The organism is Massilia scottii (assembly GCF_030846495.1).
GTDB classification, from domain to species: domain Bacteria; phylum Pseudomonadota; class Gammaproteobacteria; order Burkholderiales; family Burkholderiaceae_D; genus Telluria_A; species Telluria_A violaceinigra.
In genome coordinates, this window is record NZ_JAVCWM010000028.1 from 36,642 (window position 1) to 62,592 (window position 25,951).

Consider the following 25,951-nt stretch of genomic DNA (forward strand, 5'->3'; position numbering starts at 1 on the left):
GGTTCAGTCGCGCGTGGACGGCCAGCCAGGCAGCCCCGCGAGATCAATAAATTTGGCCGCGTCGGCAGCATTCGGCTGGTCCAGGTACGGGATGCGCCCCAGCAGGCGCGCCGGGATGCGTTCCGCCAGCGCTTCGACATTCTCGTCGGCGAAGCGCATGTCGGGATCGATCTCGTTGACGACCCAGCCAGCCAGCACCAGGCCGCGCGCGATAATCGCTTCGACCGTCAGCAGCGCATGGCTGATGCAGCCAAGACGCAGACCCACCACCAGGATCACCGGCAGGTTGAGTTGTTCGGCCAGCTGGGCGCTGTCGAAATGGTCCGAGAACGGCACCCGGAAGCCGCCCACGCCCTCGACCACCACGGCATCCGAGGCGGCCGCTATTTCGGCATAGGCGGCGATGATCGGCACCGGTTCGATGGTCACGCCATCGAGCCTGGCGGCGATGTGCGGCGCGCAGGCTTCGCGCAGCATGTAAGGGGTGGTGATGTTGACCGGCAGGTGCACGCTGCTTTCGCCGGCCAGCATGTCGGCGTCGTCGTTATGCAGCTCACCATTGCGCATGGTGGCGCCGGCGGCCACCGGCTTCATGCCGCAGGCGCGCACGCCGCCGGCCACCAGCGTGTGCAGGATCGCGGCCGAGACCAGCGTCTTGCCGATTTCGGTGTCGGTGCCGGTAACAAAACAGCAAAAGCGCGAGGGCAGGCCTTCGGCCGCCAGCGACGGCTGCGGCTCGGGAACCAGCACAGCATCGATAGCGGCGTCCAGCGCCGGTTCGGTCACCACGGGTACGATGGGATCATTGAGGCTCATCTCACGTCCTTTCCAGGTCGTTGAGCACAGCGGCGAGCTGCGCGACTTCTTCATGCGTGTGCGCGGCCGACAGGGTCACGCGCAGGCGGGCCGTTCCTTCGGGCACGGTCGGAGGCCGGATCGCCGGCACCCACAGGCCATGCCCGTGCAGGCCGGCGCCGATGCGCAGCACTTCTTCGTTGGTGCCGATGACGATCGCCTGGATGGCGGTGTTTGATGCCACGCGCTGCCAGCGTTTCAGGTCAATCTGTTCATCGAACGCCGCGATCAGCGACTGCAGGTGCGCGCGGCGCGAGGCGCCTTCGTCGCCGCCGATGATCTCGATGCTGGTCAGCAGGGCATGCGCCAGCGCCGGTGGCGCCGCGGTGGTGTAGATGTAGGGCCGGCCGCGCTGGATCATCAGTTCGATCACGCTGGCGTGCGCCGCGACAAAAGCGCCACCGACGCCGGCGGCCTTGCCCAGGGTGCCCATGTAGACGATATTCGGCGAGCGCAGCTTGAAGTGTTCGAGCGCGCCGCGTCCGTGCGCGCCCAGCACGCCGAAGCCGTGGGCGTCGTCGATCACCAGCCAGGCGCCATGCTCCTCGCATAGCGCCAGCAGTTCGGGCAGGGGAGCGATGTCGCCATCCATGCTGAACACGCTGTCGGTGACCACCAGCTTGGCCGTCGCATTACTGGCAGCCAGCAGCCCGCCCAGGGCCGCGAGGTCCGCGTGCGGATACACCTTGACGGCGGCGCGCGCCAATCTGGCGCCGTCGATCAGCGAGGCGTGGTTGAGCGACTCCGAAAAAATCTGGGCGTCGCCATCGGCGCCGAGGGTGGTGAGGATCGCCAGGTTGGCCATGTAGCCGGTGCAAAAGCTCAGCGCGCGTGCCGATTCCAGGTGCGGGCCGACGAAGTCGGCCAGCCGGTCTTCGAGCCGCTGGTGCGCCACGCTGTGGCCGGAGATGAGGTGCGAGGCGCCGCTGCCGGCGCCGTACAGGTCCGCGCCTTCGCGCAGCGCATCGACCACGCGCGGGTGCGCCGCCAGGCCCAGGTAGTCGTTGCTGGCGAAGGCCAGCAGCGCGCGGCCGTTCACCATCAGGCGCGGCTTGCAGGGCGTGTCGATCACGCGCCGTTCGCGCGTGAGGCTTTGCTCATCCAACTGGCGCAGTTGGCGCTCGATTGCATCAATCAGCTTCATCGGTCAACTCGCGATCACGGTGTCGAACACGGCGCGGGTGCGCTCGGCCAGGCCGTCGCTTTCCTCGTCGGAGAGGATATACGGCGGCATCAGGTAGACGGTGCGGCCGATGGGGCGCAGCAGCAGTTCGTTTTCCAGCGCGCTGGCAAAGAAGCGGCGCGAAAAGGTGGCGGCGCGCGCGGCGTCGGGTTCGACCGCATCGAATGCCCAGATCATGCCGCGCTGGCGGAAATTGCGCACGCGTTCATGTTCGGCCAAGGGCGCCAGCGCGGTCGTCAGGCGCGTGGCGCGCGCCCGGTTGCGGTTCAAGACGTCGTCGTCCTGGAAGATCTGCAAGGTCGCCAGCGCGGCGCGGCAGGCCAGCGGATTGCCGGTGTACGAGTGCGAATGCAGAAAGCCGCGCGTGACGTCGGCGCTGTAGAAAGCCTGGTACACCTCGTCGCGCGTGAGCACCAGGGATAACGGCAGATAGCCGCCGCTGATGCCCTTCGACAGGCACAGGAAGTCGGGCCAGATGGCGGCCTGCTCGCAGGCGAAAAAGGTGCCGGTACGTCCGCAGCCGACCGCGATTTCGTCGAGGATCATGTGCACCTGGAAGCGGTCGCACAGCTCGCGCACCAGCGTCAGGTAAAGCGGATCGTGCATCGCCATGCCGGTGGCGCACTGCACCAGCGGTTCGATGATGATGGCGGCGATGTGCCCGGCGCGTTCCTCGAACAGCTTTTCCACGTCGGCCGCGGCGCGGCGCGCCACGTCCTGCGCGCTTTCGCCTTCTTGTGCATTGCGCGCGTCGGGCGAGGTCACCACGCGGGCGGCGCGCAGCAGCGGGCCGTACGCATCCTTGAACAGCGCCACATCGGTCACAGCCAGAGCGCCGATGGTTTCGCCGTGGTAGCTGCCCTGCAGGCAGACGAATTCCTGCTTGTCGGCCAGGCCCGCATTGCGCCATGCATGAAAACTCATTTTCAGCGCGATTTCGACCGCGGATGCGCCGTCCGACGCGTAGAAGGCGTGGCCGAGCACCTTGCCGGTCATCTCGGACAACTGTTCCGACAGGCGCACCACCGGTTCGTGCGTGAAGCCGGCCAGCATGGCGTGCTCCAGCCGGTCCAGCTGGTCCTTCAAGGCCGCGTTGATGACCGGATTGGCGTGGCCGAACAGGTTGACCCACCAAGAACTGATCGCGTCCAGATAGCGCTTGCCTTCATGGTCGTACAGCCACGCGCCGCGCCCGTGGCTGACCGGAATCAACGGTACAGTTTCGTGGTGCTGCATCTGCGTGCACGGGTGCCATACGCTGCGAAGGCTGCGCGCTACCCAATCCTGGGGCATGTCCGCCATCACGTCACACCAGCCACGAAGGCTTGCGTTTTTCGAGGAAGGAAGCGACGCCTTCGCGTCCTTCATCCGACGCGCGTACATTGGCGATGCGCTCGGCGGTGTCGACCACCATCGCCGCATCGACCGGTTTGCCGGCGATCTCGCGCACCAGCACCTTCGCTTCGCGCACGGCGTTCGGGCTGCTGGTCACCAGCGCGTTGACGATCGCCGCCACATGCGCGTCGAGCGCGTCGGCGGGCACGACATCGTGCACGAAGCCGATGCGGTGCGCTTCCTGGGCGCTGAATTTTTCGGCCGTGAGGAAGTAGCGGCGCGCCGCGTTTTCGCCCATGGCGCGGATCACGTACGGCGAAATGGTCGCCGGGATCAGGCCGAGTTTGACTTCGGACAGGCAGAAGCTGGCGCTGTTGACGGTCACTGCGATGTCGCACGCGGCCACCAGGCCCATGCCGCCGGCGTAGCAGTCGCCCTGGATCTTGGCGACCACCGGTTTCGGGCACAGGTAGATCGCGCGCAGCATGTCGGCCAGCTTGGCGGCGTCCTCGCTGTTTTCGGCATGCGAGTAAACGGCCATTTTCTTCATCCAGTTCAGGTCGGCGCCGGCGCAAAAGGCCGGCCCGTTCGCATCGAGCACGATGGCGCGGATGTCGTCGCTGCGTCCCAGTTCATCGAAGGCCAGCGACAGTTCGGCGATGGTGATTTCGTTGAACGCGTTGCGCACGTCGGGGCGGTTCAGGGTGACGGTGGCGACCCGGTCGGCGATTGAAACGGCGAGTGTCTGATAGTCCATGCGATTCCTTTACCTGGTGCTTTACATGCGGAAGACGCCGAACTTCGTGTCGGCAATCTCCGCGTTGAGGGCGGCCGACAGACCCAGGCCGAGCACCATGCGGGTGTCGGCCGGATCGATCACGCCATCATCCCACAGGCGCGCGGTGGCGTAGTAAGGGTGGCCCTGGTGTTCGTACTGTTCCTTGATCGGCTGCTTGAAGGCGGCTTCTTCTTCCGGCGACCACTGGCCGCCCTTGTTCTCGATGCCGTCGCGCTTGACCGTGGCCAGCACCGACGCGGCCTGGTCGCCGCCCATCACCGAGATGCGCGCGTTAGGCCACATCCACAGGAAGCGCGGCGAGAATGCACGGCCGCACATGCCGTAATTGCCGGCCCCGAAGCTGCCGCCGATGATGACCGTGAACTTGGGCACCGCCGCGGTGGCGACGGCCGTGACCATCTTGGCGCCGTTGCGGGCGATGCCTTCGTTTTCGTATTTGCGCCCGACCATGAAGCCGGTGATATTTTGCAGGAACACCAGCGGGATCTTGCGCTGGCAGCACAGTTCGATGAAGTGCGTGCCTTTCAGGGCCGACTCCGAGAACAGGATGCCGTTGTTGGCGATGATGCCGACCTTGACGCCGTAGATATGGGCGAAGCCGCAAATGAGGGTGGTGCCGTAGCGCGCCTTGAATTCGTCGAAGTCGCTGCCGTCGACGATGCGGGCGATCACTTCGCGCACGTCGAACGGTTTGCGGGTATCGACGGGGATCACGCCGTACAGTTCTTCGGGCGCGTATGTCGGTTCGACGGACTCGCGCAGCGCCATCCGGGCCGGTTTTACGCGGTTCAGGTTCGAGACGATGGTGCGCGCCAGCGACAGCGCGTGCAGGTCGTTCTGCGCCAGGTGGTCGACCACGCCGGACAGGCGCGTGTGCACGTCGCCGCCGCCCAGGTCTTCGGCCGTGACCACTTCGCCGGTGGCCGCTTTCACCAGCGGCGGGCCGCCCAGGAAGATGGTGCCCTGTTCCTTGACGATGATCGATTCGTCGCTCATGGCCGGCACGTAGGCGCCGCCGGCGGTGCACGAACCCATGACCACGGCGATCTGCGGGATGCCCTTGGCCGACAGGTTGGCCTGGTTGAAGAAGATGCGGCCGAAATGGTCGCGGTCGGGGAAGACGTCGTCCTGGTTCGGCAGGTTGGCGCCGCCCGAGTCGACCAGGTAAATGCAGGGCAGGTTGTTCTGGTCGGCGATTTCCTGGGCGCGCAGGTGCTTCTTGACCGTCATCGGGTAGTAGGTGCCGCCCTTGACGGTGGCGTCGTTACAGACGATCACGCACTCCTGGCCGGACACGCGGCCGATGCCGGTGATGATGCCGGCGGCGGGCGCGGCGCCGTCGTACATCTCGTACGCGGCCAGCTGGGAAAATTCGAGGAAGGGCGTGCCGGGATCGAGCAGCATCTGCACGCGGTCGCGCGGCAGCAGCTTGCCGCGCGCGACATGCTTGGCGCTGGCGGCGGCGCCACCGCCGGCGGCCGCCGCGGTGACCTTGGCGCGCAGGTCGTCGACGATGCTTTGCATGGCTGCGGCGTTGGCCTTGAAGTCGTCGCTGCGCGGATTGAGTTTGCTGTCGATGTGGGGCATTGCGATCCTTTTTTAGTCCGGGAAACTGCCGTCCAGGTAGTACCAGCGCGCCACCCCGTCGTTGGTTTCGCGGACGAAACGGCTGACTTCGTGCAGGCGGTGCGCGCGCCCGCCAATCTTGTAGCGGGCGACGAATTCTACGGTATCGGCGTCCGGCGATTCTAGCAGGTTTGCTTGACGTTTACGTAAACGTAAAGCAGATTTAATCTCCAGTCCGAGCCAGCGGGTTTGTTCGTTTTCGCCGACGATCGGTTCGGCCGGGACGGTGCTCGGGTGCCAGGTCGCGCGCAGGTAGGCTTCATTGCCCAGGGTGTAGGCGGTGTAGCGCGAGCGCATCAGGCTTTCGGCCGTCGGCGGCACCGCCTCGCCCGCGAGGAACGGGGCGCAGCAAATGGCGAAGGTGGCGCCGCCGCAGGGGCAGGTGGAGGGAAAGGGCATGATTGTTTGCAAAAACGGAATCTTGCAATTATCCGCCATATTGGCGGCCACGATGTCACGTCCCGCACATTTGCGTGCGCTCAGACTGTGCTCATGCGGGACTGTTAAGTTTGACGTCTTTGATTGACATCCGCATCGACAGGCGAACCATGACCAATAACTATGCCAGGCCCCTGCTCGATCATGAAAGCATCGAGGCGTTTTTAGGCAGTTGCCTTGATATCAGGCACGAATTCACACTGCACGATGGCGGCACCCTCAATCTTCTTGAATTGTGCAAACGCGTTCGCGATGCGGAGAGCGCCGTGGAGGCGGCAATGGAAGCTCCGACAATGACGAGCCGGCGCAACCGCGTGCCGCAATACCGCAGCAATATAGCGCGTCATGGCCTGCGCCGGCAGATAGTCCAAGAACTTATTCTTTACGACAGGCTCGGTTCTGACGAGGATATTTGCCTTGGACATGGTGGCTCAAAACCATACGGACAAGAAGCGCACGCCGGGGCATGTGCTTATCTTGTGACCGGCTTGCCGGCGTCGGGCAAGTCGACGCTGGTCAGCGCGATCTCGGATTGTTTGAGAGCAATGGTGCTTGACTCCGATTTTGCCAAGCGCAAGCTACCTGAATTCGCGCATGCGCTGGCAGGGGCCGCGCTGGTGCATGAAGAGTCGAGATTGCTCATTTTTGGTATGGCGGTTGCGGGTGCCGCGTCCCTGCTTGAATATTGTATGTCCAGAAAACTGAACGTCGTCATTCCACTTGTCGGTAATGATGAGCGTCGTTTGAAATCAGTACGCCACTTGTTGATCGAAAACGGCTACGAGGTTCACTTGACGGCCATGTTGCTTGATCGGGCCCAGGCAACACAGCGGGCGCTTGATCGCTTCCTCAAAACAGGGCGGTACATTTCGCTCGGTACGATCTTTGATCGATATGCGAACGATCCTGTTTTGAACTACTATAAAGCGTGGATGGACGCAGACACCGGCGCGGATTCGCAGTGGGCATCTCTGGGCGCACTGGCGGTGGCAAGCCATCCGGCAAGTGTTCACAGCTGTAGTTCGGATGCCAACCCGGCTGCACTATGGGAGCAAACACCATGAAAAAGACCTCACTGCGCAAAAATCGTTTTTTCGCTCAACCTACTCGATTGACTGACAACTCCCCAGAGCGCAAACTCAGCAGAAAGCTGCGGCGCTCCCGCGCCAATTCCGGCAATGAGGGCGTCAGCCTGAGAGAAATGATGATGCACCAATGGGAATTTAATGACGCCGACATCGCTGAGCGTATGGCAGCCACGCTTGGGCGGCCAATCTCGCCGGAAGCCCAGGCTTTTTACGATTACATCGATGCGGTGAAGGCTGGAAAAGCATCATGGGATGGGTTTGTCAAACCTGTCCTCAGTGACGCAGCTTAAGCCCGTAGACTCAGCCGTCGAGGCTGATCGGCGGCGCCTCGCCCCGCATCGCATCGCAGCGGCCAACATGCTGGCCGATCCTCACGAAACGTAGACCCCAGCGGCTTGCCATTTGTGGCGGCCAGCGAATTTCCTCGCGTTCTCCACTCAGGGCGCCGAATGGAACGAGGTCGACGGAGATCCCGTACGGCGCTGCTGTCGGCCCGTAGTAGAGTTTGTGACGAGTGAGGGTATCCGCTTCAACGTTGTGCTGGCCAGTCAGGCGCTGTCGCAGTGCTGTTGGCAAGGGCATCGATAGCTGCATCGAGCACGCGTAGGTCGTTTTCGCTCTTGCCGGTCCGGGTCGGTGCTGGGGCGTTCATATTTTCCCATCGTTCACGTTACGTTACCATTTATCTTTTTTGAACATCGCGTCAAAGTTTGTCCATAGTTTTACTATGTTTAGGTATCATGAACATAGCGGAACGATGAACAGCGAAGACCAGTAATACGACCGCCAAATCATGTCTGGAACATGGCAGGTCGTCCGGTCAATGTTCCTCGCGATAGTTCGGAAGCCAACCTGGCTGCGAGTAAGGAATTGGTAATTTGTAGCTCGAGAATAAGTATGGCCAATGGAAAAATTGAATTGAAGATTGCTGAATCGGATCTTGAAGTGGATCCGGACTGCGATCCTGAGGAAGACAGCCCGGTTGCGTACCTGAGTCTTCCCGATCATCCGGGCGAGAGCACATCTGGCTGTGTCAAAAAAATGCTGCGTCTGTCCGATCTCGTCGACTATGAAGGCGCGGATATTTACATGGACTTCGACGCTGCCGGACGCCTTATCGGCATCGAAATCCTGGCATAGCGGCCGCGTTCGAACAGAACCGTGGCGGCTGACCCGCAGCCCGTCGCCGTCAACCCAGCGCAATTCTTCGTCAGCCGCGCAGAGCGAGCCCCTCCAAACTGATCGGCGGCGCCTCGCCGCGCATTACAGCGGCCAGGATGCTGGCCGACCCGCACGCAAACGTAAAACCCAGCGGCCCGTGCCCCACGTTGAGCCACAGATTACTCACCGGCGTCGCCCCGATGATGGGCGCGCTGCTGGGCGTGGCGGGGCGCAGGCCGGCCCACGCCGTCATCGCCTCGTAGTCGGCCGCGCGCGGCATCACCGCGCGCGCCTGGCGCAGCAGCCCGGCGATCCGGCCCGCATCGAGCGAGGCATCCTCCCCCACCATATCGACCATGGCCGCCACGCGCAACTGGTCGCCGATGCGCGCATACAGCACCTTGCGCTCGAAGTCGGTCACGCTGATCTGCGGCGGACAGTCGCCCGGCCGCACCGGCGCGCTCAGGCTGTACCCCTTGAGCGGATACAGCGGCAGGTAGATGCCCGCCGTGGCCGCCAGTGTGCGGCTGCGGATGCCCGCCGCCAGCACATAATCGTCCGCCGCCAGCATGCCGGCGCTGGTGTCGAGCCAGCTCACCTTGCCCTTCTCCAGCACGAAGCCGCGCGCCTCGCCGCGCACGATGCCGCGAAAGCGCGGATGGGCACGCAGGCGCTGCCCCAGCCCGGTACAAAAGTCATGGCAGTCGGCCACCGCTTCGCCCCGGTTGAACACGCCGCCCGCCAGCACCGCTTGCGCCGCCGCCAGCGCCGGTTCGGCCGCCACGCAAGCGGCCGCCGACAGCACCTCGCCGCCCGTACCGGCGCGTGCCGCGGCCGCGTCGAACAGCTTGCCGGACCGGTACACCACCAGCTTGCCGGCCTCGCGCCAGCCGAACTCATCTTTAGGAAGGATGCCGTCCAGCTGCCCCATCGCGCTGCGGCTCAGCTCGCCAAGCTGGAGCAGGCGCGCCGTCGTGCGGCGATGGATGCCGGCATCGCAGTGCGCCACGAACTGCGCCAGCCAGCGCCACTGGCGGCGGTCGGCCTCAGGCCGGAAACGCAGCGGTCCATCTTTTTGCAACAGCCAGCGCAGCGCCTTGAGCGGCACCCCGGCATCGGCGAACGGGGCCACGTAGCGGTAGCTGAGCTGGCCGCCATTGCGGAAACTGGCGCCGGCGCCAAGCGTGGCGTCGCGTTCGAGCAGGGTCACGCCGAAGCCGGCCTCCAGCAGCCACCAGGCGCTAGCCAGTCCCACCACCCCGCCGCCGATCACCATGACTTCCCGCATGCCGCTTCACCTCTCTCGCCAGGCCCATGGCAGCAGCTTACGCACATGCCGCCGGGCGCGCCAATGAATCCCGCGCCGGCCCCCATAACCGCAGTTCATGTGTCTTGTCTATGCGCTAATAAGTCTGGCGCCTTTGCCAGCATGGCATAAAATTTCCTCGATGTCGGCACGAGCCGGGCGGCCAATCAGGCTAGAATGCAAGACGAATGCCGCCATAACGTCCCGGTATGCGCGCCGTGGATAATTTCATGCCTGCGCCTGCTGACCGGCGGCGGCATTACGATTACACTGATGCGCACGCCAGCATGGCGGCAGCACAGGATCGATGACCATGAGCGGAACCGTAATGAGCACTACCCACACCGATTTCAAGGTCGATTTGAACGACAATTCCCCGCTCTACATGCAAGTGGCGCGCAAACTGATCCAGGATGTGCGCGACGGGCGCTACCAGGTCGACCAGGCGCTGCCGTCCGAACGCTTGCTCTCCGAGCAGCTCGACGTCTCGCGCGTGACCGCGCGCAAGGCCATCGACCAGCTGGTCGAGCAGGGCCTGGTGGTGCGCCGCCGCGGCTCGGGCAACTACGTGGCGCCGCGCATCGAGCAGCCCCTGTCGAACCTGTCGAGCTTTTCCGAGCAGCTGCAGCAGCGCGGCTACCGCCCCGGCTCGCAATGGCTCAGCCGCTCGGTGGTGGTCGCGTCCGCCGACGAGCAACTGAGCCTGGGCCTGTCGCCGAATGCCCGCGTGGCCCGCCTTGAACGGCTGCGCCTGGCCGACGATGTGGTCATGGCGTACGAGGTCAGCGTGATTCCGGCCAGCGTGCTGCCCAAGCCGGAAGCGGTCGGCAACTCCCTGTACGAGCACCTGGCCACCACCGGCCACACTCCCGTGCGTGCACTGCAACATATCCGCGCCATGAATGCCGGCGCCGTGCTGGCCGGCCAGCTCGGCGTGCCGGAAGGCCAGGCGGTGCTGTACATCACGCGCGTCGGCTATCTGGAATCGGGCCAGGCGGTCGAGCTGACCCATTCGTATTGCCGCAGCGACCATTACGATTTCGTGGCCGAGATGCGCCGCGTCGCCTGATGCTGGCGTTCTTGTCCCTTTCATACTGAACGCCGCCCGTTTGGCATTACACTAGCCGCATCGAAGCAGCGGAGCGGCCATGTTGAACACAGAAACCCCCGACCGGCAGCATGCCGACCTGGACCTGTACCCCACCGGTGAACTGGTCGATACCCTCATCGGCGACCAGTTCCACGCGGTGCGCGCGGTGCAGGCGGCCTCGAGCCAGATCGCTGCCGCCGTCACGGCCGCGCTGCCGCGTATCGACGCCGGCGGGCGCCTGATGTACGTGGGCGCCGGCACGTCGGGCCGGCTCGGCGTGCTCGACAGCGTTGAACTGTATCCCACCTTTTCCTGGCCGCACGAACGCGCCCTGGCGCTGCTGGCCGGCGGCATCGACGCCATGTTCGTCGCCGTCGAAGGCGCCGAGGATGACAGCGCGCAGGGCGCGGCCGACCTGCGCGCGCTCAATCCGGGGCGCGACGACGTGGTGCTGCTGCTGGCCGCCTCCGGCGCCACGCCCTACGTGCTCGGCGCGCTGCGCGCCGCCGCCGCGGCCGGCGCCCTGACGATCGGCTTTGCCAACAATCCGGACGCGCCCGTGGTGCGCGAAGCGCAGATCGGCATCACCCTCGATACCGGTCCGGAAGTCATTTCCGGCAGCACCAGGCTGAAGGCCGGCACGTCCCAGAAAATTGCACTGAACACCTTTTCGAGCGCCCTGATGGTGCGTTTACACAAGGTCTACGGCAACCTGATGGTAGACTTGAAGCCAACCAATGCCAAGCTGGTGCTGCGCGCGGTCCGGCTGACGATGTTTGCCACCGGTGCCGACGAGGCCGCCGCCCGCGCGGTGCTGGAACAATGCGATTTCCATGTCAAGGTCGCCATCGTGGCCCTGACCAAAAAAACCAGTATCGCCCAGGCCAGGGTCTTGCTTGAGAGCGCGCGCGGCAGCGTGCGCCAGGCACTGGCCGCCTGACTGTCTTTCCGTGTCTTGCGCGGGGCGGCGGCGGCGGCCGCCCGGCCTGCATGATCACGAAAGAATTATGCAAACAGCGCAAGATAAAAGCCCCTGGCTTTGGGTACCCTCCCTGTACTTCGGTCAAGCCATTCCCTACGTGGTGGTGATGACCCTGTCGGTCCTGATGTACAAGGACCGCGGCGTCGGCAACGACGACATCGCCTTTTATACCAGCTGGCTGTATCTGCCGTGGGTCGTCAAGCCGCTCTGGTCGCCGCTGGTGGACATGGTGCGCACCAAGCGCTGGTGGATCGTCAACATGCAGCTGGCCATCGGCGCCGGTCTGGGCGCGGTCGGCTTCACCATGCACCTGCCGGGCTGGTTCCAGATCAGCCTGGGCGTGCTGTGGGTGATGGCCTTTTTTTCCGCCACCCACGACATCGCCGCCGACGGCTTTTATATGCTGGGCCTGAAGCAATACCAGCAAGCCGCCTTTGTCGGCGTGCGCAGTACCTTTTACCGGCTGGCCACGATTGCCGGCGGCGGCGCGATGGGCATGCTGGCCGGCCATCTGACCACCCGTACCGGCGACGCCGTCTTTGCCTGGACGGTCGTGTTCTCCGTGCTGGCGGCGCTGTTCGTGGGGCTGTTCGCCTATCACAGCGTGGTGCTGGGGCGCCCGGCCGAAGACAAGACCGTGCTTGGCGGCGACAGCAAGCTGGCCGAATTCTTTGCCACCTTTGCCTCTTTTTTCGGCAAGCGCGACATCTGGCTGATCCTCGGCTTCATTCTGACCTTCCGCCTGGGCGAGTCGCAATTGCTCAAGCTGGCGATTCCCTTCATGAAGGACCCGGTCAGCAAGGGGGGCCTCGGCATGACGACCGCGCAGATCGGGCTGGGATACAGCACCATCGGCATCGTCGCGCTGACCCTGGGGGGGCTGCTGGGCGGCTTCCTGATTTCGCGCCTGGGCCTGAAGCGCTGCCTGTGGCTGATGGTGTTCGCGGTGCACCTTCCCGATGTCGTGTTCGTCTACCTGGCCACCGCCTTGCCGCAGAATTTCGTGCTGATCGCCTCCAGCATCGCGCTGGAACAGTTCGGCTACGGTTTCGGTTTCACCGCCATGATGCTGTACATGATCATGATCTCGGACGGCGAACACAAGACCGCCCACTACGCCATCTGCACCGGGCTGATGGCGCTCGGCATGATGGTGCCTGGCATGTTCAGCGGGAAAATCCAGGAATACCTGGGCTACCAGCATTTCTTCATCTATGTGTGCGTGATGACCATTCCCGCCTTCATCATGGCGGCGCTGGTGAAGATCGATCCGGAATTCGGCAAGCGGGTTGATTAATGATGGCCGATAAATGACGGCGCCGGCCCGCCTTGCCTCGCTGGACGCCTTCCGCGGCTTCACCATCGCGGCCATGACCCTGGTGAACAATCCGGGCGACTGGAGCCACCTGTATTCCCAGCTGGCGCACGCCCAGTGGCATGGCTGGACCTTCACCGACTGGATTTTCCCCTTCTTCCTGTTCATCGGCGGGATGTCGATGGCGTTTTCGCTGGGCCGCCTGGCCGCGGCCGGGGCCGACAAGCCGACCCTGCTGCGCAAGCTGGCCGTGCGCGCCGCCATCATCTTCCTGATCGGCCTGGCGCTGAACCTGATACCCGGTTTCGATCTGTCCACCGTGCGCATTCCCGGCGTGCTGCAGCGCATCGCCATCTGCACCCTGCTGGCCGCGCCCATCGTGCTGTATTTCAGCTGGCGCCAGCAAGTGCTGTGGATCGCCGGCCTGCTGGCGCTCTACAGCGTGCTGATGCTGTGGGTACCGGTGCCCGGCATCGGCGCCGGCGTGCTCGAACCGGGCCAGGATGTCGGCGCCTACATCGACCGCCTGCTGCTCGACGGCCACCTGTGGCCGCAATCGAAAACCTGGGACCCGGAAGGCTTGCTCTCGACGATTCCGGCCCTGTGCAGCCAGCTGCTGGGCGTGCTGGCGGGGCGTTGGCTGCTCTCCAGCCACTCGCGCACCGAACAGACCGTCTGGATGCTGCTGGCCGGCCTGGCCCTGCTGTGGATCGGCGCCATGCTCGACGTCGTGCTCATGCCGATCAACAAGAGCTTGTGGACACCGTCCTTCTGCCTCTTCATGACAGGCTGGGCGCTGATCGTGTTTTCCAGCTTTTACTGGCTGCTCGACGCCAATCCCCACATTCCGCTGCGCAGCGCGGCGGCGCGCTGGAGCACGCCTTTGAATATCTACGGCATGAATGCCCTGTTCATTTTCGCGTTTTCCGGGCTGGTGTCTAAAATGCTGGGCTTTATCGAGGTCGGCGGTGTGAGCCTGGCGCAACGGCTGTATGCACAGGTGAGTGCGCTTGGCGTGTCGCCTGTCAACAGCTCTTTGCTTTATGCTCTGCTGTTTAATGCGGCGATGTTCTTGCTTGCATGGTGGATGTGGCGCAAGAAATGGTTTGTAAAAGTTTAAATTGGGGAATGGTTTGCAGCCGAACAGGACAAGACGCGCATTCGCGCTAGCAGGGGTAGCCGGCGCCATGGCGCTGGGCGGGTTGATGACAGGGTGTACCACGGCCACGCCGGTGGCGGGGACCGGAGGGGCGGTGGGCGTGGTGCCCAGCCCGGCCACCATCCAGGGCGGCAGCGAGACCGTGCCGCCGGTGGCGCCGCGCGAATTTCGCGCCGCCTGGGTGTCGACGGTGGCCAATATCGACTGGCCCTCGCGCGCCAACCTGCCGGCCGAAAAACAACAGGCCGAGGCCATCGCCATCCTCGACCGCGCCAAGGCCATGAACCTCAATGCCATCGTGCTGCAGGTGCGGCCCAGCGCCGACGCCATCTATCCGTCCAAGCTGGAACCGTGGACCGAGTACCTGAGCGGCACCCAGGGCCAGGCGCCGCAGCCGTGGTACGACCCGCTCAAGTTCTGGGTCACCCAGGCCCATGCGCGCGGGCTGGAGCTGCACGCCTGGTTCAACCCCTACCGCGCGCGCCACGCCACGGCCAAGTCGCCCCCCGCGCACGACCATATTTCCAAGGCCAATCCGGCGGCGGTGAAGAGTTACGGGCGCTTTTTGTGGATGGACCCGGGCGAAGAATCGGCGTCCAAGCACACCCTGGACGTGATTCTCGACGTGGTGCGGCGCTACGATATCGACGGCGTACACCTGGACGACTATTTCTATCCGTATCCGATCGAGGCGCCCGGCGCCAGCGGCGCGGAAACGGCCGCGCTCGACGGCGCCTACGTGCCCAAGGCCGAGCTGGATTTTCCCGACCAGCCGGCCTGGCAGCGCTACCTGCTCTCCGGCGGCACGCTCACGCGTGCCGACTGGCGCCGCCAGAACGTCAACAAGCTGATCGAGGCGATGTACACCGGCATCCACCGCGAGAAAAGCTGGGTGCGGCTCGGCATCAGCCCCTTCGGCATCGGCCGTCCGGACCGGCGCCCGCGCGGCATCGTCGGCTTCAGCCAGTACGACAAGCTGTACGCCGACGCCGAACTGTGGCTCGCCAACGGCTGGCTCGACTATCTTTCGCCCCAGCTGTACTGGGCCATCGGCCAGGCCCCGCAAGCCTACGACGTGCTGCTCGACTACTGGGTGGCACAGAACGGCAAGCGGCGCCATATCTGGCCGGGTTTGTTCACCAGCCGCATCGGCGCCGCCAGCAAGGGCTTCCAGGCCAGGGAAATCGTGCAGCAGATTGGCGTCACGCGCAGCCGTCCGGGCGCCGGCGGCCACGTGCATTTCAGCATGGTGGCGCTGATGGAAAACCGCCAGGGCCTCAGCGACCAGCTCAAGACCGGCCACTACGTCGCCCCGGCGCTGGTGCCGGCCTCGCCGTGGCTGGGTAACGACGCGCCGGGCCTGCCGACGGTTGCGGCGCGGCGCGAGGGCAACGGCGTGGCCCTCAAGCTCACGGCCGGCAAGTCCAACGCGCACTATGCGATCTGGTCGCGCCACGGCGGCGAATGGCGCTTTGCCGTCGTGCCCGCTTCACGCGCCGACTGGACCGTGCTTGACGACGCCAGACTCGGCCCGGCCAGCGCTGTGTTCGTCAGCGCGGTGGACCGCCTGGGTAACGAGGGCGAACGCATCTCCGTGCTCAAGCCATGAGCGGACCCGGCCTCGGCATCGATGCCGGCGGCACCCGCACGCGCTGGGCGCTGGCGGCGGCCGACGGGACCATCGTGGCCGAGGGCGACGTGGGCGGTTTGTCCGCCTTGCAGATGGGCAGCGCGGACGGCCGCGCCAGCGTGCAAGCCAGTTTCGCGGCGCTCGCGGCCACCGTGCTTGCCCACGGCCGTCCGCGGGCGGTGCGCGCCGGGCTGACCGGCTTCGGTGGCGATGGCGCGCAGTTGCAGCAGTGGCTGGCCGGCCCGCTAGGCTTGCCGGATGAAAAGGTCGTGCTGTGCAGCGATATCGAGATTGCTTACCTGGCCAGCTTTGCGCCGGGCGAGGGTTACCTGGTGTATGCCGGAACCGGCTCGATCGGCGCGTGGATCGATGCCGATGGCGTGTTCCACCGTGCCGGCGGGCGTGGCGTGATGCTCGACGATGGCGGTGGCGGCTTCTGGATCGCGCGCGAGGCGCTGCGCCACATCTGGCGCAACGAGGATGAAGCGCCCGGCCGCTGGCGTGCGTCGCCCATGGCGCAGGCCGTGTTTGCGCAGATCGGCGGCGACGACTGGGCGCTGTCGCGCCAGTTCATGTACGGACAGGAACGCGGCGAGGTGGGCCGGCTGGCGCTGGCCGTGGCTGCCAGTGCCGGGGCCGATCCGGTGGCGGCCGCGATTCTTGCGGAAGCGGGACGGGAGCTGGCGCGCCTGGCGCTGGCCTTGACGGCGCGTTTTGGTGCGCGGCCGGTGGTGCTGGCGGGACGCGCCGCCGCGCTGCATCCCCTGATTGTGAACACGATGCGCGCCGGCTTGCCGGATGCGATAAGCTTGACGCAGACGACGGCCCGCGCTCATCATGCAGCGGCGCGGATTGCCGCGACCTGGACCTGAGCGCCGTCATTCGCGCCACCTCCGTCGCTCCCGCCGAGTGCCGCCTTGGCGCGGGAGCGACGGGGAAATTTGAACTTTTACCTCTTTCTACTCGCCGATGAAAACCCTGCTCGCCACGCTCCTGATCGCCCTGCTCACCGGCTGCGCCACCGGCCCCGCCATCGACCGCACCTACTCGGCCAAGGGCCAGAGCAGCCGCGTCAAGTTCGTCATCCTGCACTACACGGCCATCAACCTGCCGCAATCGATCAAGGTGCTGACCCAGCAGACCGTCAGCAGCCACTACCTGCTGACCGACGAAACGTCCCCCATCGTCTACGGCCTGGTCGATGAAACGCGCCAGTCCAACCACGCCGGCGTATCGCACTGGAAAAATTACACCCTGCTCAACGGCAGCTCGATCGGCATCGAAATCGTCAACCCGGGCTTCACCGAAACCCCCAGCGGCCGCATCTGGTATCCCTTCCCGCAAGCCCAGGTGGACAGCCTGATCGTGCTGCTGAAAGACATCGTCAAGCGCCACAACATCCCGCCCGAAAACATCCTCGGCCACAGCGACATCGCCCCCCAGCGCAAGCAGGACCCGGGTCCGATGTTCCCGTGGTTCGAGCTGGCCCGGCACGGCCTGGTGGCCTGGCCCGACGCCGCCAGGGTGGCCGCGGCGCGCCCCGTGTACGACCTGCTGCTGCCCGACGTCGCCTGGTTCCAGGCGCGCCTGGCCACATTCGGCTACGCGCTGCCGCAGACCGGCCTGCTCGACGAAGCGACCCGCAACGTCATCGGCGCCTTCCAGATGAAATACCGCCCGGCCACCATCGACGGCACGCCGGACGCCGAAACGGCGGCCCTGCTCGATGCGCTGACCACCCCCGCCGTAAAACCAGCGGCATAACAGGACGGGAACCGCACCATGCGCCTGCGCCACATCGAAGTGTTCCACGCCATCATGCAGGTGGGCACCATCAGCGGCGCGGCCCAGGTGCTGCACATATCGCAGCCGGCCGTGACCAAGGTCTTGCAGCACTGCGAGCTGCAGCTGGGCATGCCGTTGTTCGAGCGCGTGCGCGGCAAGCTCTATCCCAAGCCCGAGGCGCACCGCCTGTTCGCCGAAACCGACAAGCTGCACCGCGACCTGCAAGGCATCCGCCGCCTCGCGGCCAGCCTCAAGGGACGCGCGGTCGAAACCATCCGCCTGGTGGCCACGCCGACGATTGCCATCAGCGTGCTGCCGCAGGCGATGACGGTGTGGCGCAAGCAGTTCGCGCACACGCGCTGCGAGCTGGCCACCCACCACACCAGCGAGATCGTCCACGCCCTGCGCCTGGGCGAAGCCGACCTGGCCCTGTCGCTGCAAGACCCGCGCCACCCCGGCATCGTGGCCGAAGCGATTGCCGAAGGCGTGATGACGGTGATCGCCCCGGCCGGCAGCTGGAGCGAGGAAGCCTGCGCCCGGCCGGTCTCGGCCGATGGCCTCAGCGGCGAATTGATCGGCCACGCCGACAACGATCCGCTCGGCCAGCTGCTGGTGGCCGCGTGCGAAGCGCAGGGTGTTCATCCGGTGTTTCATACGGTGGTGCAGACTTACCAGATCGCCCGCTCGCTGGTCGAGGCCGGCGCCGGCATGGCGGTGGTCGATCCCTTCACGGCCGCCTCGGCGCACGACGGCAAGGTGCAGCGGCGCGCCTGGGCACCAGCCATTCCGGTGCAATTGTTTTTGCTCACGGCCAGCCATGCGCCGCTCTCGCATGGCGCGCGCGAGCTGGTCGCCAGCATCGGTGCGGCGGCGCGGCAATGCCTGTCGCACGGGGCGCCATCATGATCGAGGGCTTGCCGATCGAACAGCTTGGCCAGTGCGCCGACTTCCGGCCTTTGTCCAGCATTGCCGGCATCACGGTCGACTTGCGCTACGCGGGCGTCGATAACTTCACCGGACGCGACCTGTACTCGCCATTCGACTGCGCCTGGCTGCACCGGGATGCCGCGGCGGCACTGGAGCGCGTCGTGGCCTGGCTGGCGTTGCAGCGGCCCGACTGCAGCGCGCTGATCCTCGACGCGCTGCGCCCGCAGCGGGTCCAGGAAGCGCTGTGGGCGGCGCTCGACGGCACCGGCCTGCGCATGTACCTGGCGCCGCCGGAGCGCGGTTCCATCCACTCCTTCGGCATGGCGCTCGACATCACCTTGCTCGACGAACACGGGCGCGAACTCGACATGGGCACCGCCTTCGACGACATGAGCGAGCGCTCGCACCCGGCGCGCGAGGCACTGCTGCTGGCGCGCGGCGAACTGACCCCGCAGCAGGTGGAAAACCGGCAACTGCTGCGCGACGCGATGGCGCAGGCCGGCTTCGTGGGCATTGCCAGCGAATGGTGGCACTTCGATTGCGGCGACCGCGACTGGGTGCGGCAAACCTTCCAGCGCGTGCTGTGAGGCGGCGCCAGCGCGCCGGATCGCTGACTGTTACCATAAAGCACTTTCAACGCCCGGCGCACGCCGCCCCCTGCCCATGAATATCAGCCTGGACGACCAGATCGGCGACGCCGAAGTCATTGCCCTGTACCGCGCCAACGCGTGGTCCTCCGCCGACAAACCGGAACAGTTGATGGCTGCGCTGCGCAATTCGCACAGCCTGGTCACGGCGCGCGAGAATGGCGTGCTGGTCGGCATCGGCAATGCGATCTCGGACGGCCACCTGGTGGTCTACTACCCGCATTTTTTGGTGGACCCGGCGCACCAGCGCAAGGGCATCGGGCGCCTGATGATGCAAGCGCTGTGCGCGCGCTATGCCGGCTTTCACCAGCAGATGCTCACGGCCGACGGCGACGCCATCGCCTTCTACGAATCGCTGGGCTTCACCCGCGCCGGCCGCACCGAGCCAATGTGGATCTACGCCGGCACCGAACACTAATAAGTGCTTCTCAGCAGATCGGCAATCAAGGCGGTGCATTGCCTTTAGCTACTGGCCAGGGCGCCCCTCGTCAATCCAGGCCTGCGTTTCTTTCATGCCGAGCCGGTAACGCGCACAGTTAAAATCTGCAAGGACATTCAGTTCCTGGACTAGCAATTGCTGGAACCTTGCCGCGTCCTCGGCAGGCAATTCCAGGGAATTTATTGCATCGGCCATTGATTGACGGCGTCGGACCACCGATCCCACCGCTTCGCTGAGTGCTTCGCGGTACTTGACGCGGAACGGGTCTGGTGAATCCAGGGATCCCGACACAGCCTTGTATTTGGCTTGAGAGCGTCGATATGTCCAATCGAAGAGGTCGACCGCCATCGAGACATCGCAAGCTTCGTAGACACCCATCATCGCCAGCGCATAATCGTCACGGTCAACATCGAGAAACGACAGTGGTGCCTGGTTGTACAGCATCAGTGGAATATTGGCGGCGAGCCGGCTCACCCGCTTGTTGCCGTCCTCAAAAGGCTGAAGATACGCCAAGTTTACCCAGAGGAAAAAGGCTGCCTCCAAAGGATTCTTGATGCGCTGCGCCTTGACGATAATGCGCTCGAACATCTCTTCCAACACCGCCGGGACTTGGGATGGAATATAGGTGCTGCCGCTGAGGTTGACTACTTTGGTGCGAATCGTGCCGAGTGACGCAACATCAACCAGCAGGTCATGCATGAGTACCGCGTGGACATTGCGAACCAGACTGGTGTTGAGCCCTTGCATGGGAACAGCATCCACAATGAACTCAATGGCCGCTTTGTGATTGAGCAGCATGACAGCATCGCTGTCGGTAGCGGCAGCGCCGCTTTTGAACAGCTCTTCCGTATCCAGAAGGGTATAGCGATTGCCTTCGAGGCGAGAGGATGACCATGAAAGGTCGATGAGTAATTGCTCCAGCACCTTGCGAGCGTAGGTGCCCGCCGGAAGTTGTCCTGGAAGACGGCCGAGCGCCACCAGTTCGTCTGCGAGTTCCGGTGGCAGCAAGAACGTTTCGTTGGGCTTGTAGTCGTCAACGAATTCCCGACGATACGTGACGGGTGTACGTGCAGCCAGAGGAAGTGTCAGTTGTTGCCGGAGCTGAAGGCTTTCCGCGCGCCAGCGTGGGCCAATCTCGGTTGGACTTGCTGTGGCAAGTAACGGTGTTTCCAGCTGTTCAGGGGAAACAGAAGCGACTGTTGTTAGCAGGCGATATCGCGTAGCACGGGCTTTGCCCGTGACCTCGACCTGCCCGGCTGATGTCAATCTGGACAACATTCGCTTGACCGCATCCTTGCTTGATCCGGTAGCGTCAACCAACTGAGACGATGAGACGAACTCATTTCCAGCCTTGGCCATGTCGGTCAAGACTTGTAGCAGAACTGCGCGGGTCAGGCGGCCGTTATAGCGCATCAATTGGCTCGGTAGTGTGAGCCAATTCTACCGAATTTGAGCAGATTCGGGAGTATCGGTGCGGTATTCAAAGTATCGGTGCGATTTCCTGAGTATCGGTGCGATTTGCGCCAATATCGGTGCGATTACAGATAATTCGTTTGGGCTAGTTAATGGCGCCAGAGCGGGCCACCCAATCCACCAGCGCATCGAGCACCGCGCGGCCCTTGCCGTTGCCGATCAGCTCGCTGTTGATCATGGCCACCACCACGCATTGCTGACCTGTGGCATCGCGCACGTAGCCGGCCACCGCCACCACGTTGCGCAAGGTGCCGGTTTTCAGGCGCGCGCGCTGCGCCGCCGGGCTGTCGGCCAGGCGCCGGCGCATGGTGCCGTCGACCGCTGCGATCGGCAGGCTGCTCATGAATTCCGGCGACCAGTTGCTGCGCAGCCCCGCTTGCAGCACGCCAGCCATCTGTACCGCACTGATGCGCTCGATGCGCGACAGGCCCGATCCATTTTCCAGCACCATCCCCGTATCGTCGATGGCGCGCGCGCGCATCCAGTCGCGCACGCTGCGGTCGGCGCGCGCCACCGTGGTTTCGCCGGGGATGGTGACCAGCGCGCGGCTGCCCGCCACCGGGTCGGCTTCCAGGCTGCCCAGGGTCAGGAACACGGTGCGCGCCAGGGTGTTGTCGGAGCTCTTGTTGTAGTCGCGCACGATGTCGGGCAGGGTGCGCGACGCATGCTCGGCCAGCAGGCGCGTGGCCGGCGGACTGGCCGCTTCGATGGTTTCGCCCATCAGCACGCCGCCCAGGCGTTTCCAGGTGGCGCGGAACAGGCGGTCGAGGTAATCCTGGCGGTCGAGCACGTTAACGCGGTAGGTTTTGGCGCAGTATTTCGGAAAGCTGCCCTTGAGCAGCACCGTGATCTTGCCGAGCCGGTCGCGCTGCACGTCGGGTTGCTTCCAGCCATTGGCCCAGCTGCCGCAGTCGGCGTCGACCAGGGTCATGGCCGAGCTGATTGTCACGCCGTCGAGCTGCGGATACGCCACCGCCGCCACGGTGCCCGAGCCCGAGCGCAGGTCGAGTTCGAGCATGTTCTTGTTGACCATCAGCGCGTCGGGAATCACGTTGGTGTAGGCCTCGGGCGATTCGTCGAACTGCGGCGCGCCGATGTCGGGCCGGGCCGGGTTGAACAGCTGGCGGTCCAGCACCAGGCGCCCGTCGATCTTGCGGATGCCCTGGTTGCGCACCGATTGCAGCATGCGTTCGAGCACCTCGCCGCTGAAGTCGGCATCGGCCCCGCCGCGCAGCACCAGGTCGCCGCGCAGCACGTCGCCGCTGACGCTGGCGCCGGTGCGCAGTTCGGTGCGTCCCCGGAACGCCGGCCCCAGCTGGTCGAGCGCGACCATCGTGGTCACCAGTTTCATGGTCGAGGCGGGATTGAGCGGACGCTCGGCCAGGTGCGACAGCAGCGTCGCATCGCCGCGCAGCACCAGCGCGCTCATGGCATCTTCGGGAATGCTGGCATCAAACAGCAACTGGCTGACCGGCGCGGGCAGCTGGGCGCCGGCGGCGCCGGCGAAGGCCAGCAGGACGGCAAGGGCGAGTGGTCGCAGCATCTTGGCTCTCATGATCAGCCGAAGAACAGGTAAGCGACGAAGATTGCGGCGATCATGCCGGCCACATCGGCCAGCAGGCCGTACGAAATCGCGTAGCGGGTTTTCCTGATGCCCACCGAGCCGAAATACAGGGCGATGATATAGAAGGTCGTGTCCGCCGCGCCCTGGAAGATGCTGGCCAGGCGGCCGACGAAGGAATCGGCGCCATAGGTTTTCATGGCGTCGATCATCATCGCCTTCGAGGCGCTGCCCGAGAGCGGCTTCATCAGCGCGGTCGGCAGGGCCCCGGTGAAGCTGGTGTCGAGGCCGAACTGGATCAGCACCCAGTTGACGCCGCCGACGATCAGGCCCAGCACGCCGGAGTTGCGGATCACGCTGATGGCGACGAGCATGCCGACCAGGTAGGGAATGATGGTGATCGAGGTCTGGATGCCGCCCTTGGCACCTTCGATGAAGGCTTCGTAGACATTGACCTTGTTGCGCATGGCTGCGACGATGAAGGTCACGATGATGGAAAACAGGATCAGGTTGGCCCCCACCCTGGACACCAGTTCGATCTCGGCCTTGGTCAGAAAGAACGCGAAATAGCACACCAGGGCGACGATGGCCGCCGTGGTGCCGCCGAGCCAGCCGATGACGACCCTGTCGAGCAAATTGATGCGCTGTTTCATGGCGACCGCAATGATGCCGACCAGGGTCGCCACGTAGGTTGCGATCAGGCAGGGAATGAAGATATCGGAGGGGTCCTTGGCGCCCAGGATCGCGCGCTGCGCCATGATCGACAGGGGAATGACGGTCAGGCCCGAGGTCTGCAATACCAGGAACATGATCTGGGCATCGCTGGCCTCGTCCTTGGTGGGATTGATCGACTGCAGGCTTTCCATCGCTTTCAGGCCGAACGGGGTGGCGGCGTTGTCGAGCCCGAGCATGTTGGCCGAAAAATTCATCACCATGTGGCCATTGGCCGGGTGGTCTTTCGGCACGCCCGGGAAAATGCGCGAGAAAAACGGCGCGATGACCCTGGCGATGAAGCCGACTGCGCCGGCCTTCTCGCCGATGTTCATGATGCCCAGCCACAGGGTCATGATGCCGGCCAGGGGCAGGGCGATGTCCATCACGCTGGCCCGTGCCGACTCGAAGGTGCCATCGATGATTTTCCTGAAGATATCGTTATCGCCGAGGAAAATCCACTGGGCCAGTGCCGCCAGGAAGCCGACCAGGAAAAAGCCGGACCAGATGTAATTTAATGCCATGTCGTATTCGTTTCGCGTTAGGGAGCCGATGTTGCAGCGAGAGTATAGGCGCAGGTTACCGCGAAATAATGAAACCATGCAGCTTGCCTATGTAAAAAGCGTGCAGGCGCGATCCTCGCCTATCATACGCATCGATATGCACCAGACCCGCCAGGACCTGCCATGACGATGCTCCGCCTTCTTGCCGCCGCTGCGGCCGCGCTGCTGTGTGCCGCCCCGTGCCCGGCGCAGGCGGCCGGCAAGGTCCTGCATACCTTGCTGACCACCAGCGAAACCGGGCTCGACCCGGCGGTGGCGTCCGACATCGCCACCCTGAGCCTGCTGGAAAACCTGTTCGACCCGCTGCTGCGCTACGATTACGACGCCCGTCCGGTGGCCCTGCGCGCGAATGCGGCCGCCGCGCTGCCCGAAGTGAGCGCCGATGGCCTGGTGTACACCTTCCGCCTGCGCCCCGGCATGCTGTTTAGCGCCGATCCGGCCTTTGGCGGCCAGCGGCGCGAGGTGACGGCGGCCGACTATGTGTACAGCCTCAAGCGCCTGTACGATCCGGCCCTCAAGTCGCCCTGGCTGTTCCTGTTCGATGGCAAGCTCAAGGGCGACGCCGCGCTCAAGGGCGGCTTCAGCCATGCGACAAGCATTGCCGGCCTGCAAGCGCCCGATCGCCACACCCTGCGCATCACCCTGGCGGCGCCGGACAAGAATTTCCTGTTTTACCTGGCGACGCCGGCCTCGGGGGTGGTGGCGCGCGAAGTGATCGAAGCCTGGCCGGGCCAGGCCGGCAACCATCCGGTCGGCAGCGGCCCGTTCCGCCTGGGCGAGTGGAAGCGCAGCGACAAGATCGTGTTGCTGGCCAACCACGACTGGGGTATCACCCGGCACGGCCGGCGCCTGCCGCTGCTGGACCGGGTCGAGGTGCGCATCGCCGAGGAATTCCAGGGCCGCATGCTCGGTTTCCTGGGCGGCGAGTATGATTACCTGGAGCAGGTGCCGGAATCGCTGACCGGCATGGTCATCCGCAACGGCCAGCTGAAACCCGAACTGGCGGCACGCGGCATCATGCTGAACCGCTTCCCGGTGCTGCAAACCTATTATATGTGGATGAACATGGAGGACCCGGTGCTGGGCGGCTACGGCAACGGCAAGGTGGCCCTGCGCCGGGCGATTGCGCTCAGTTACGACAGCGCGGAAGATATCGGCCTGCTCAAGAAAGGCTTCGCCCTGCGCGCCGAGTCGCCGCTGCCGCCGAATGTGCTCGGCTACGACCCCGCCTACCGCACGCCGGTGCCGTACAACAAGGCGCTGGCGCAGGCGCTGCTGGAGCGCTTCGGCTACCGCCAGCGCGACCCGGACGGGTTCCGGCGCGCTGCGGACGGCAAGCCGCTGACCCTGACCATGCACAGCGAGGCGACCGTCGGCGGGCGCCTGCGCGACGAGCTGTGGCGCAAGAACCTGAACGCCATCGGCTTGCGCGTGGTATTCCGGACCGACAAGAAGACCGAAATCATCAAGGCCTCGCGCCTGGGCAAGGTGCAAATGTTCGAGAGCAACTGGATCGCCGATTTCCCGGACGGCGACAATTTCTACCAGTTGCTGTACGGCGCCAACCGCGGCCGCGCCAACTATGCGCGCTTCAACTTGCCGGCCTATAACGAGCGCTACGAACAGGCACGCCAGTTGGGCGACTCGCCGGCGCGCCAGAAGCTGTATGGCGAAATGAATCAGTTGATCCACGCCTACAACCCGTGGGTGCCGCTGACCCACCCGCTGTCGGCCGACCTGCAGCATCCGTGGTTAAAAAACTACAAGCGCCATCCTGTCGAATTCACCACGTGGCGCTACCTCGATATCGATCCGGAACAGCGCGAACGCGCCAGTAAAATGGCACGTTGATGCAGGCTGAATAGCGCCACAAGCCAT

25 protein-coding genes are annotated in these 25,951 nt (G+C 64.7%); 14 read left to right on the plus strand and 11 right to left on the minus strand.

Features of this window, described 5'->3' with window-relative positions; all coding sequences use genetic code 11:
* Positions 1–3 precede the first annotated feature (3 nt).
* Genes bioD through RBA41_RS27510 form a run of 6 tightly spaced genes read right to left on the minus strand, consistent with a single transcriptional unit; the run spans position 4 to position 6,197 of the window.
* On the minus strand, positions 4–816 hold the full coding sequence (gene bioD / locus RBA41_RS27485; protein WP_306627566.1) for a dethiobiotin synthase: 813 nt from the start codon (positions 814–816) through the stop codon (positions 4–6).
* Position 817: 1 nt separating this feature from the next.
* Positions 818–1,999 (minus strand): 8-amino-7-oxononanoate synthase, encoded by a 1,182-nt coding sequence (bioF, locus tag RBA41_RS27490; protein ID WP_306627567.1) that lies wholly within the window; start codon positions 1,997–1,999, stop codon positions 818–820.
* A gap of 3 nt (positions 2,000–2,002) precedes the next feature.
* Positions 2,003–3,340, minus strand: coding sequence for an adenosylmethionine--8-amino-7-oxononanoate transaminase (bioA, locus tag RBA41_RS27495; protein WP_306627568.1), 1,338 nt, complete (start codon positions 3,338–3,340; stop codon positions 2,003–2,005).
* Positions 3,341–3,344: 4 nt separating this feature from the next.
* Positions 3,345–4,130 (minus strand): enoyl-CoA hydratase/isomerase family protein, encoded by a 786-nt coding sequence (locus tag RBA41_RS27500; RefSeq protein WP_306627569.1) that lies wholly within the window; start codon positions 4,128–4,130, stop codon positions 3,345–3,347.
* Between the two features lie 21 nt (positions 4,131–4,151).
* Entirely contained in the window at positions 4,152–5,759 is a 1,608-nt protein-coding gene (locus tag RBA41_RS27505; RefSeq protein WP_306627570.1) for a carboxyl transferase domain-containing protein, read from the minus strand.
* 12 nt (positions 5,760–5,771) lie between these two features.
* Complete coding sequence (locus RBA41_RS27510; protein ID WP_306627609.1) at positions 5,772–6,197, minus strand: YchJ family protein; 426 nt, start codon at positions 6,195–6,197, stop codon at positions 5,772–5,774.
* Between the two features lie 149 nt (positions 6,198–6,346).
* Between RBA41_RS27510 and RBA41_RS27515 the strand changes: the two genes are divergently transcribed.
* A complete protein-coding gene (locus RBA41_RS27515; RefSeq protein ID WP_306627571.1) occupies positions 6,347–7,300 on the plus strand; it encodes a zeta toxin family protein in 954 nt (317 codons plus the stop codon).
* Positions 7,297–7,614: a hypothetical protein gene (locus tag RBA41_RS27520; protein WP_306627572.1), complete on the plus strand. Its 318-nt coding sequence runs from the start codon at positions 7,297–7,299 to the stop codon at positions 7,612–7,614. The genes RBA41_RS27515 and RBA41_RS27520 overlap by 4 nt, the downstream gene beginning before the upstream one ends.
* A gap of 10 nt (positions 7,615–7,624) precedes the next feature.
* On the opposite strand, the gene RBA41_RS27525 is transcribed toward RBA41_RS27520, so the two are convergent.
* The gene (locus RBA41_RS27525; protein WP_306627573.1) at positions 7,625–7,918 is read right to left on the minus strand and encodes a hypothetical protein; all 294 of its coding nucleotides are present in this window, start codon (positions 7,916–7,918) and stop codon (positions 7,625–7,627) included.
* 303 nt (positions 7,919–8,221) lie between these two features.
* Here RBA41_RS27525 and RBA41_RS27530 point away from each other — a divergent pair, with 303 nt between their 5' ends.
* Positions 8,222–8,464 carry a DUF2283 domain-containing protein gene (locus RBA41_RS27530; RefSeq protein WP_306627574.1) on the plus strand — a complete coding sequence of 81 codons (243 nt, stop codon included), beginning with the start codon at positions 8,222–8,224 and terminating at the stop codon, positions 8,462–8,464.
* Between the two features lie 70 nt (positions 8,465–8,534).
* On the opposite strand, the gene RBA41_RS27535 is transcribed toward RBA41_RS27530, so the two are convergent.
* Entirely contained in the window at positions 8,535–9,773 is a 1,239-nt protein-coding gene (locus RBA41_RS27535) for a D-amino acid dehydrogenase (RefSeq protein ID WP_306627575.1), read from the minus strand.
* 346 nt (positions 9,774–10,119) lie between these two features.
* Between RBA41_RS27535 and RBA41_RS27540 the strand changes: the two genes are divergently transcribed.
* The 10 genes from RBA41_RS27540 (at position 10,120) to RBA41_RS27585 (ending at position 19,744) form a co-directional block, all read left to right on the plus strand.
* Positions 10,120–10,860, plus strand: a complete 741-nt coding sequence (locus RBA41_RS27540) for a GntR family transcriptional regulator (protein ID WP_099873080.1) — start codon at positions 10,120–10,122, stop codon at positions 10,858–10,860.
* A gap of 79 nt (positions 10,861–10,939) precedes the next feature.
* The gene (locus RBA41_RS27545) at positions 10,940–11,821 is read left to right on the plus strand and encodes an N-acetylmuramic acid 6-phosphate etherase (protein ID WP_306627576.1); all 882 of its coding nucleotides are present in this window, start codon (positions 10,940–10,942) and stop codon (positions 11,819–11,821) included.
* A gap of 67 nt (positions 11,822–11,888) precedes the next feature.
* Positions 11,889–13,160: an MFS transporter gene (locus RBA41_RS27550; protein ID WP_306627577.1), complete on the plus strand. Its 1,272-nt coding sequence runs from the start codon at positions 11,889–11,891 to the stop codon at positions 13,158–13,160.
* A 13-nt stretch (positions 13,161–13,173) separates the two neighbouring features.
* Positions 13,174–14,298, plus strand: a complete 1,125-nt coding sequence (locus tag RBA41_RS27555) for an acyltransferase family protein (RefSeq protein ID WP_306627578.1) — start codon at positions 13,174–13,176, stop codon at positions 14,296–14,298.
* 85 nt (positions 14,299–14,383) lie between these two features.
* The gene (locus RBA41_RS27560; RefSeq protein WP_306627579.1) at positions 14,384–15,946 is read left to right on the plus strand and encodes a glycoside hydrolase family 10-like protein; all 1,563 of its coding nucleotides are present in this window, start codon (positions 14,384–14,386) and stop codon (positions 15,944–15,946) included.
* Complete coding sequence (locus RBA41_RS27565) at positions 15,943–16,839, plus strand: N-acetylglucosamine kinase (RefSeq protein WP_306627580.1); 897 nt, start codon at positions 15,943–15,945, stop codon at positions 16,837–16,839. The genes RBA41_RS27560 and RBA41_RS27565 overlap by 4 nt, the downstream gene beginning before the upstream one ends.
* A gap of 97 nt (positions 16,840–16,936) precedes the next feature.
* Positions 16,937–17,731 (plus strand): N-acetylmuramoyl-L-alanine amidase, encoded by a 795-nt coding sequence (locus RBA41_RS27570; RefSeq protein WP_306627581.1) that lies wholly within the window; start codon positions 16,937–16,939, stop codon positions 17,729–17,731.
* A gap of 18 nt (positions 17,732–17,749) precedes the next feature.
* Positions 17,750–18,658 (plus strand): LysR family transcriptional regulator, encoded by a 909-nt coding sequence (locus RBA41_RS27575; protein ID WP_306627582.1) that lies wholly within the window; start codon positions 17,750–17,752, stop codon positions 18,656–18,658.
* Positions 18,631–19,266, plus strand: coding sequence for a M15 family metallopeptidase (locus RBA41_RS27580; protein WP_306627583.1), 636 nt, complete (start codon positions 18,631–18,633; stop codon positions 19,264–19,266). The genes RBA41_RS27575 and RBA41_RS27580 overlap by 28 nt, the downstream gene beginning before the upstream one ends.
* A gap of 76 nt (positions 19,267–19,342) precedes the next feature.
* A complete protein-coding gene (locus RBA41_RS27585; protein ID WP_306627584.1) occupies positions 19,343–19,744 on the plus strand; it encodes a GNAT family N-acetyltransferase in 402 nt (133 codons plus the stop codon).
* Positions 19,745–19,792: 48 nt separating this feature from the next.
* Here RBA41_RS27585 and RBA41_RS27590 read toward each other — a convergent pair whose 3' ends face one another.
* The 3 genes from RBA41_RS27590 to RBA41_RS27600 form a co-directional block, all read right to left on the minus strand.
* The gene (locus RBA41_RS27590) at positions 19,793–21,178 is read right to left on the minus strand and encodes a Fic family protein (RefSeq protein WP_306627585.1); all 1,386 of its coding nucleotides are present in this window, start codon (positions 21,176–21,178) and stop codon (positions 19,793–19,795) included.
* A gap of 145 nt (positions 21,179–21,323) precedes the next feature.
* Positions 21,324–22,781, minus strand: coding sequence for a D-alanyl-D-alanine carboxypeptidase/D-alanyl-D-alanine endopeptidase (gene dacB / locus RBA41_RS27595; protein ID WP_306627586.1), 1,458 nt, complete (start codon positions 22,779–22,781; stop codon positions 21,324–21,326).
* Positions 22,782–22,795: 14 nt separating this feature from the next.
* Positions 22,796–24,034, minus strand: coding sequence for a spore maturation protein (locus tag RBA41_RS27600; RefSeq protein ID WP_306627587.1), 1,239 nt, complete (start codon positions 24,032–24,034; stop codon positions 22,796–22,798).
* A 162-nt stretch (positions 24,035–24,196) separates the two neighbouring features.
* On the opposite strand from RBA41_RS27600, the gene RBA41_RS27605 reads away from it, so the two are divergent.
* On the plus strand, positions 24,197–25,924 hold the full coding sequence (locus RBA41_RS27605; protein WP_306627588.1) for an ABC transporter substrate-binding protein: 1,728 nt from the start codon (positions 24,197–24,199) through the stop codon (positions 25,922–25,924).
* Positions 25,925–25,951 lie beyond the last annotated feature (27 nt).

Bases quoted from the DNA above. Each gene is read 5' to 3' on its own strand.
- bioD (WP_306627566.1), bottom strand. From the start codon at position 816: ATGAGCCTCAATGATCCCATCGTACCCGTGGTGACCGAACCGGCGCTG.
- bioF (WP_306627567.1), bottom strand. From the start codon at position 1,999: ATGAAGCTGATTGATGCAATCGAGCGCCAACTGCGCCAGTTGGATGAG.
- bioA (WP_306627568.1), bottom strand. From the start codon at position 3,340: ATGGCGGACATGCCCCAGGATTGGGTAGCGCGCAGCCTTCGCAGCGTA.
- RBA41_RS27500 (WP_306627569.1), bottom strand. From the start codon at position 4,130: ATGGACTATCAGACACTCGCCGTTTCAATCGCCGACCGGGTCGCCACC.
- RBA41_RS27505 (WP_306627570.1), bottom strand. From the start codon at position 5,759: ATGCCCCACATCGACAGCAAACTCAATCCGCGCAGCGACGACTTCAAG.
- RBA41_RS27510 (WP_306627609.1), bottom strand. From the start codon at position 6,197: ATGCCCTTTCCCTCCACCTGCCCCTGCGGCGGCGCCACCTTCGCCATT.
- RBA41_RS27515 (WP_306627571.1), top strand. From the start codon at position 6,347: ATGACCAATAACTATGCCAGGCCCCTGCTCGATCATGAAAGCATCGAG.
- RBA41_RS27520 (WP_306627572.1), top strand. From the start codon at position 7,297: ATGAAAAAGACCTCACTGCGCAAAAATCGTTTTTTCGCTCAACCTACT.
- RBA41_RS27525 (WP_306627573.1), bottom strand. From the start codon at position 7,918: ATGCAGCTATCGATGCCCTTGCCAACAGCACTGCGACAGCGCCTGACT.
- RBA41_RS27530 (WP_306627574.1), top strand. From the start codon at position 8,222: ATGGCCAATGGAAAAATTGAATTGAAGATTGCTGAATCGGATCTTGAA.
- RBA41_RS27535 (WP_306627575.1), bottom strand. From the start codon at position 9,773: ATGCGGGAAGTCATGGTGATCGGCGGCGGGGTGGTGGGACTGGCTAGC.
- RBA41_RS27540 (WP_099873080.1), top strand. From the start codon at position 10,120: ATGAGCACTACCCACACCGATTTCAAGGTCGATTTGAACGACAATTCC.
- RBA41_RS27545 (WP_306627576.1), top strand. From the start codon at position 10,940: ATGTTGAACACAGAAACCCCCGACCGGCAGCATGCCGACCTGGACCTG.
- RBA41_RS27550 (WP_306627577.1), top strand. From the start codon at position 11,889: ATGCAAACAGCGCAAGATAAAAGCCCCTGGCTTTGGGTACCCTCCCTG.
- RBA41_RS27555 (WP_306627578.1), top strand. From the start codon at position 13,174: ATGACGGCGCCGGCCCGCCTTGCCTCGCTGGACGCCTTCCGCGGCTTC.
- RBA41_RS27560 (WP_306627579.1), top strand. From the start codon at position 14,384: ATGACAGGGTGTACCACGGCCACGCCGGTGGCGGGGACCGGAGGGGCG.
- RBA41_RS27565 (WP_306627580.1), top strand. From the start codon at position 15,943: ATGAGCGGACCCGGCCTCGGCATCGATGCCGGCGGCACCCGCACGCGC.
- RBA41_RS27570 (WP_306627581.1), top strand. From the start codon at position 16,937: ATGAAAACCCTGCTCGCCACGCTCCTGATCGCCCTGCTCACCGGCTGC.
- RBA41_RS27575 (WP_306627582.1), top strand. From the start codon at position 17,750: ATGCGCCTGCGCCACATCGAAGTGTTCCACGCCATCATGCAGGTGGGC.
- RBA41_RS27580 (WP_306627583.1), top strand. From the start codon at position 18,631: ATGCCTGTCGCACGGGGCGCCATCATGATCGAGGGCTTGCCGATCGAA.
- RBA41_RS27585 (WP_306627584.1), top strand. From the start codon at position 19,343: ATGAATATCAGCCTGGACGACCAGATCGGCGACGCCGAAGTCATTGCC.
- RBA41_RS27590 (WP_306627585.1), bottom strand. From the start codon at position 21,178: ATGCGCTATAACGGCCGCCTGACCCGCGCAGTTCTGCTACAAGTCTTG.
- dacB (WP_306627586.1), bottom strand. From the start codon at position 22,781: ATGCTGCGACCACTCGCCCTTGCCGTCCTGCTGGCCTTCGCCGGCGCC.
- RBA41_RS27600 (WP_306627587.1), bottom strand. From the start codon at position 24,034: ATGGCATTAAATTACATCTGGTCCGGCTTTTTCCTGGTCGGCTTCCTG.
- RBA41_RS27605 (WP_306627588.1), top strand. From the start codon at position 24,197: ATGACGATGCTCCGCCTTCTTGCCGCCGCTGCGGCCGCGCTGCTGTGT.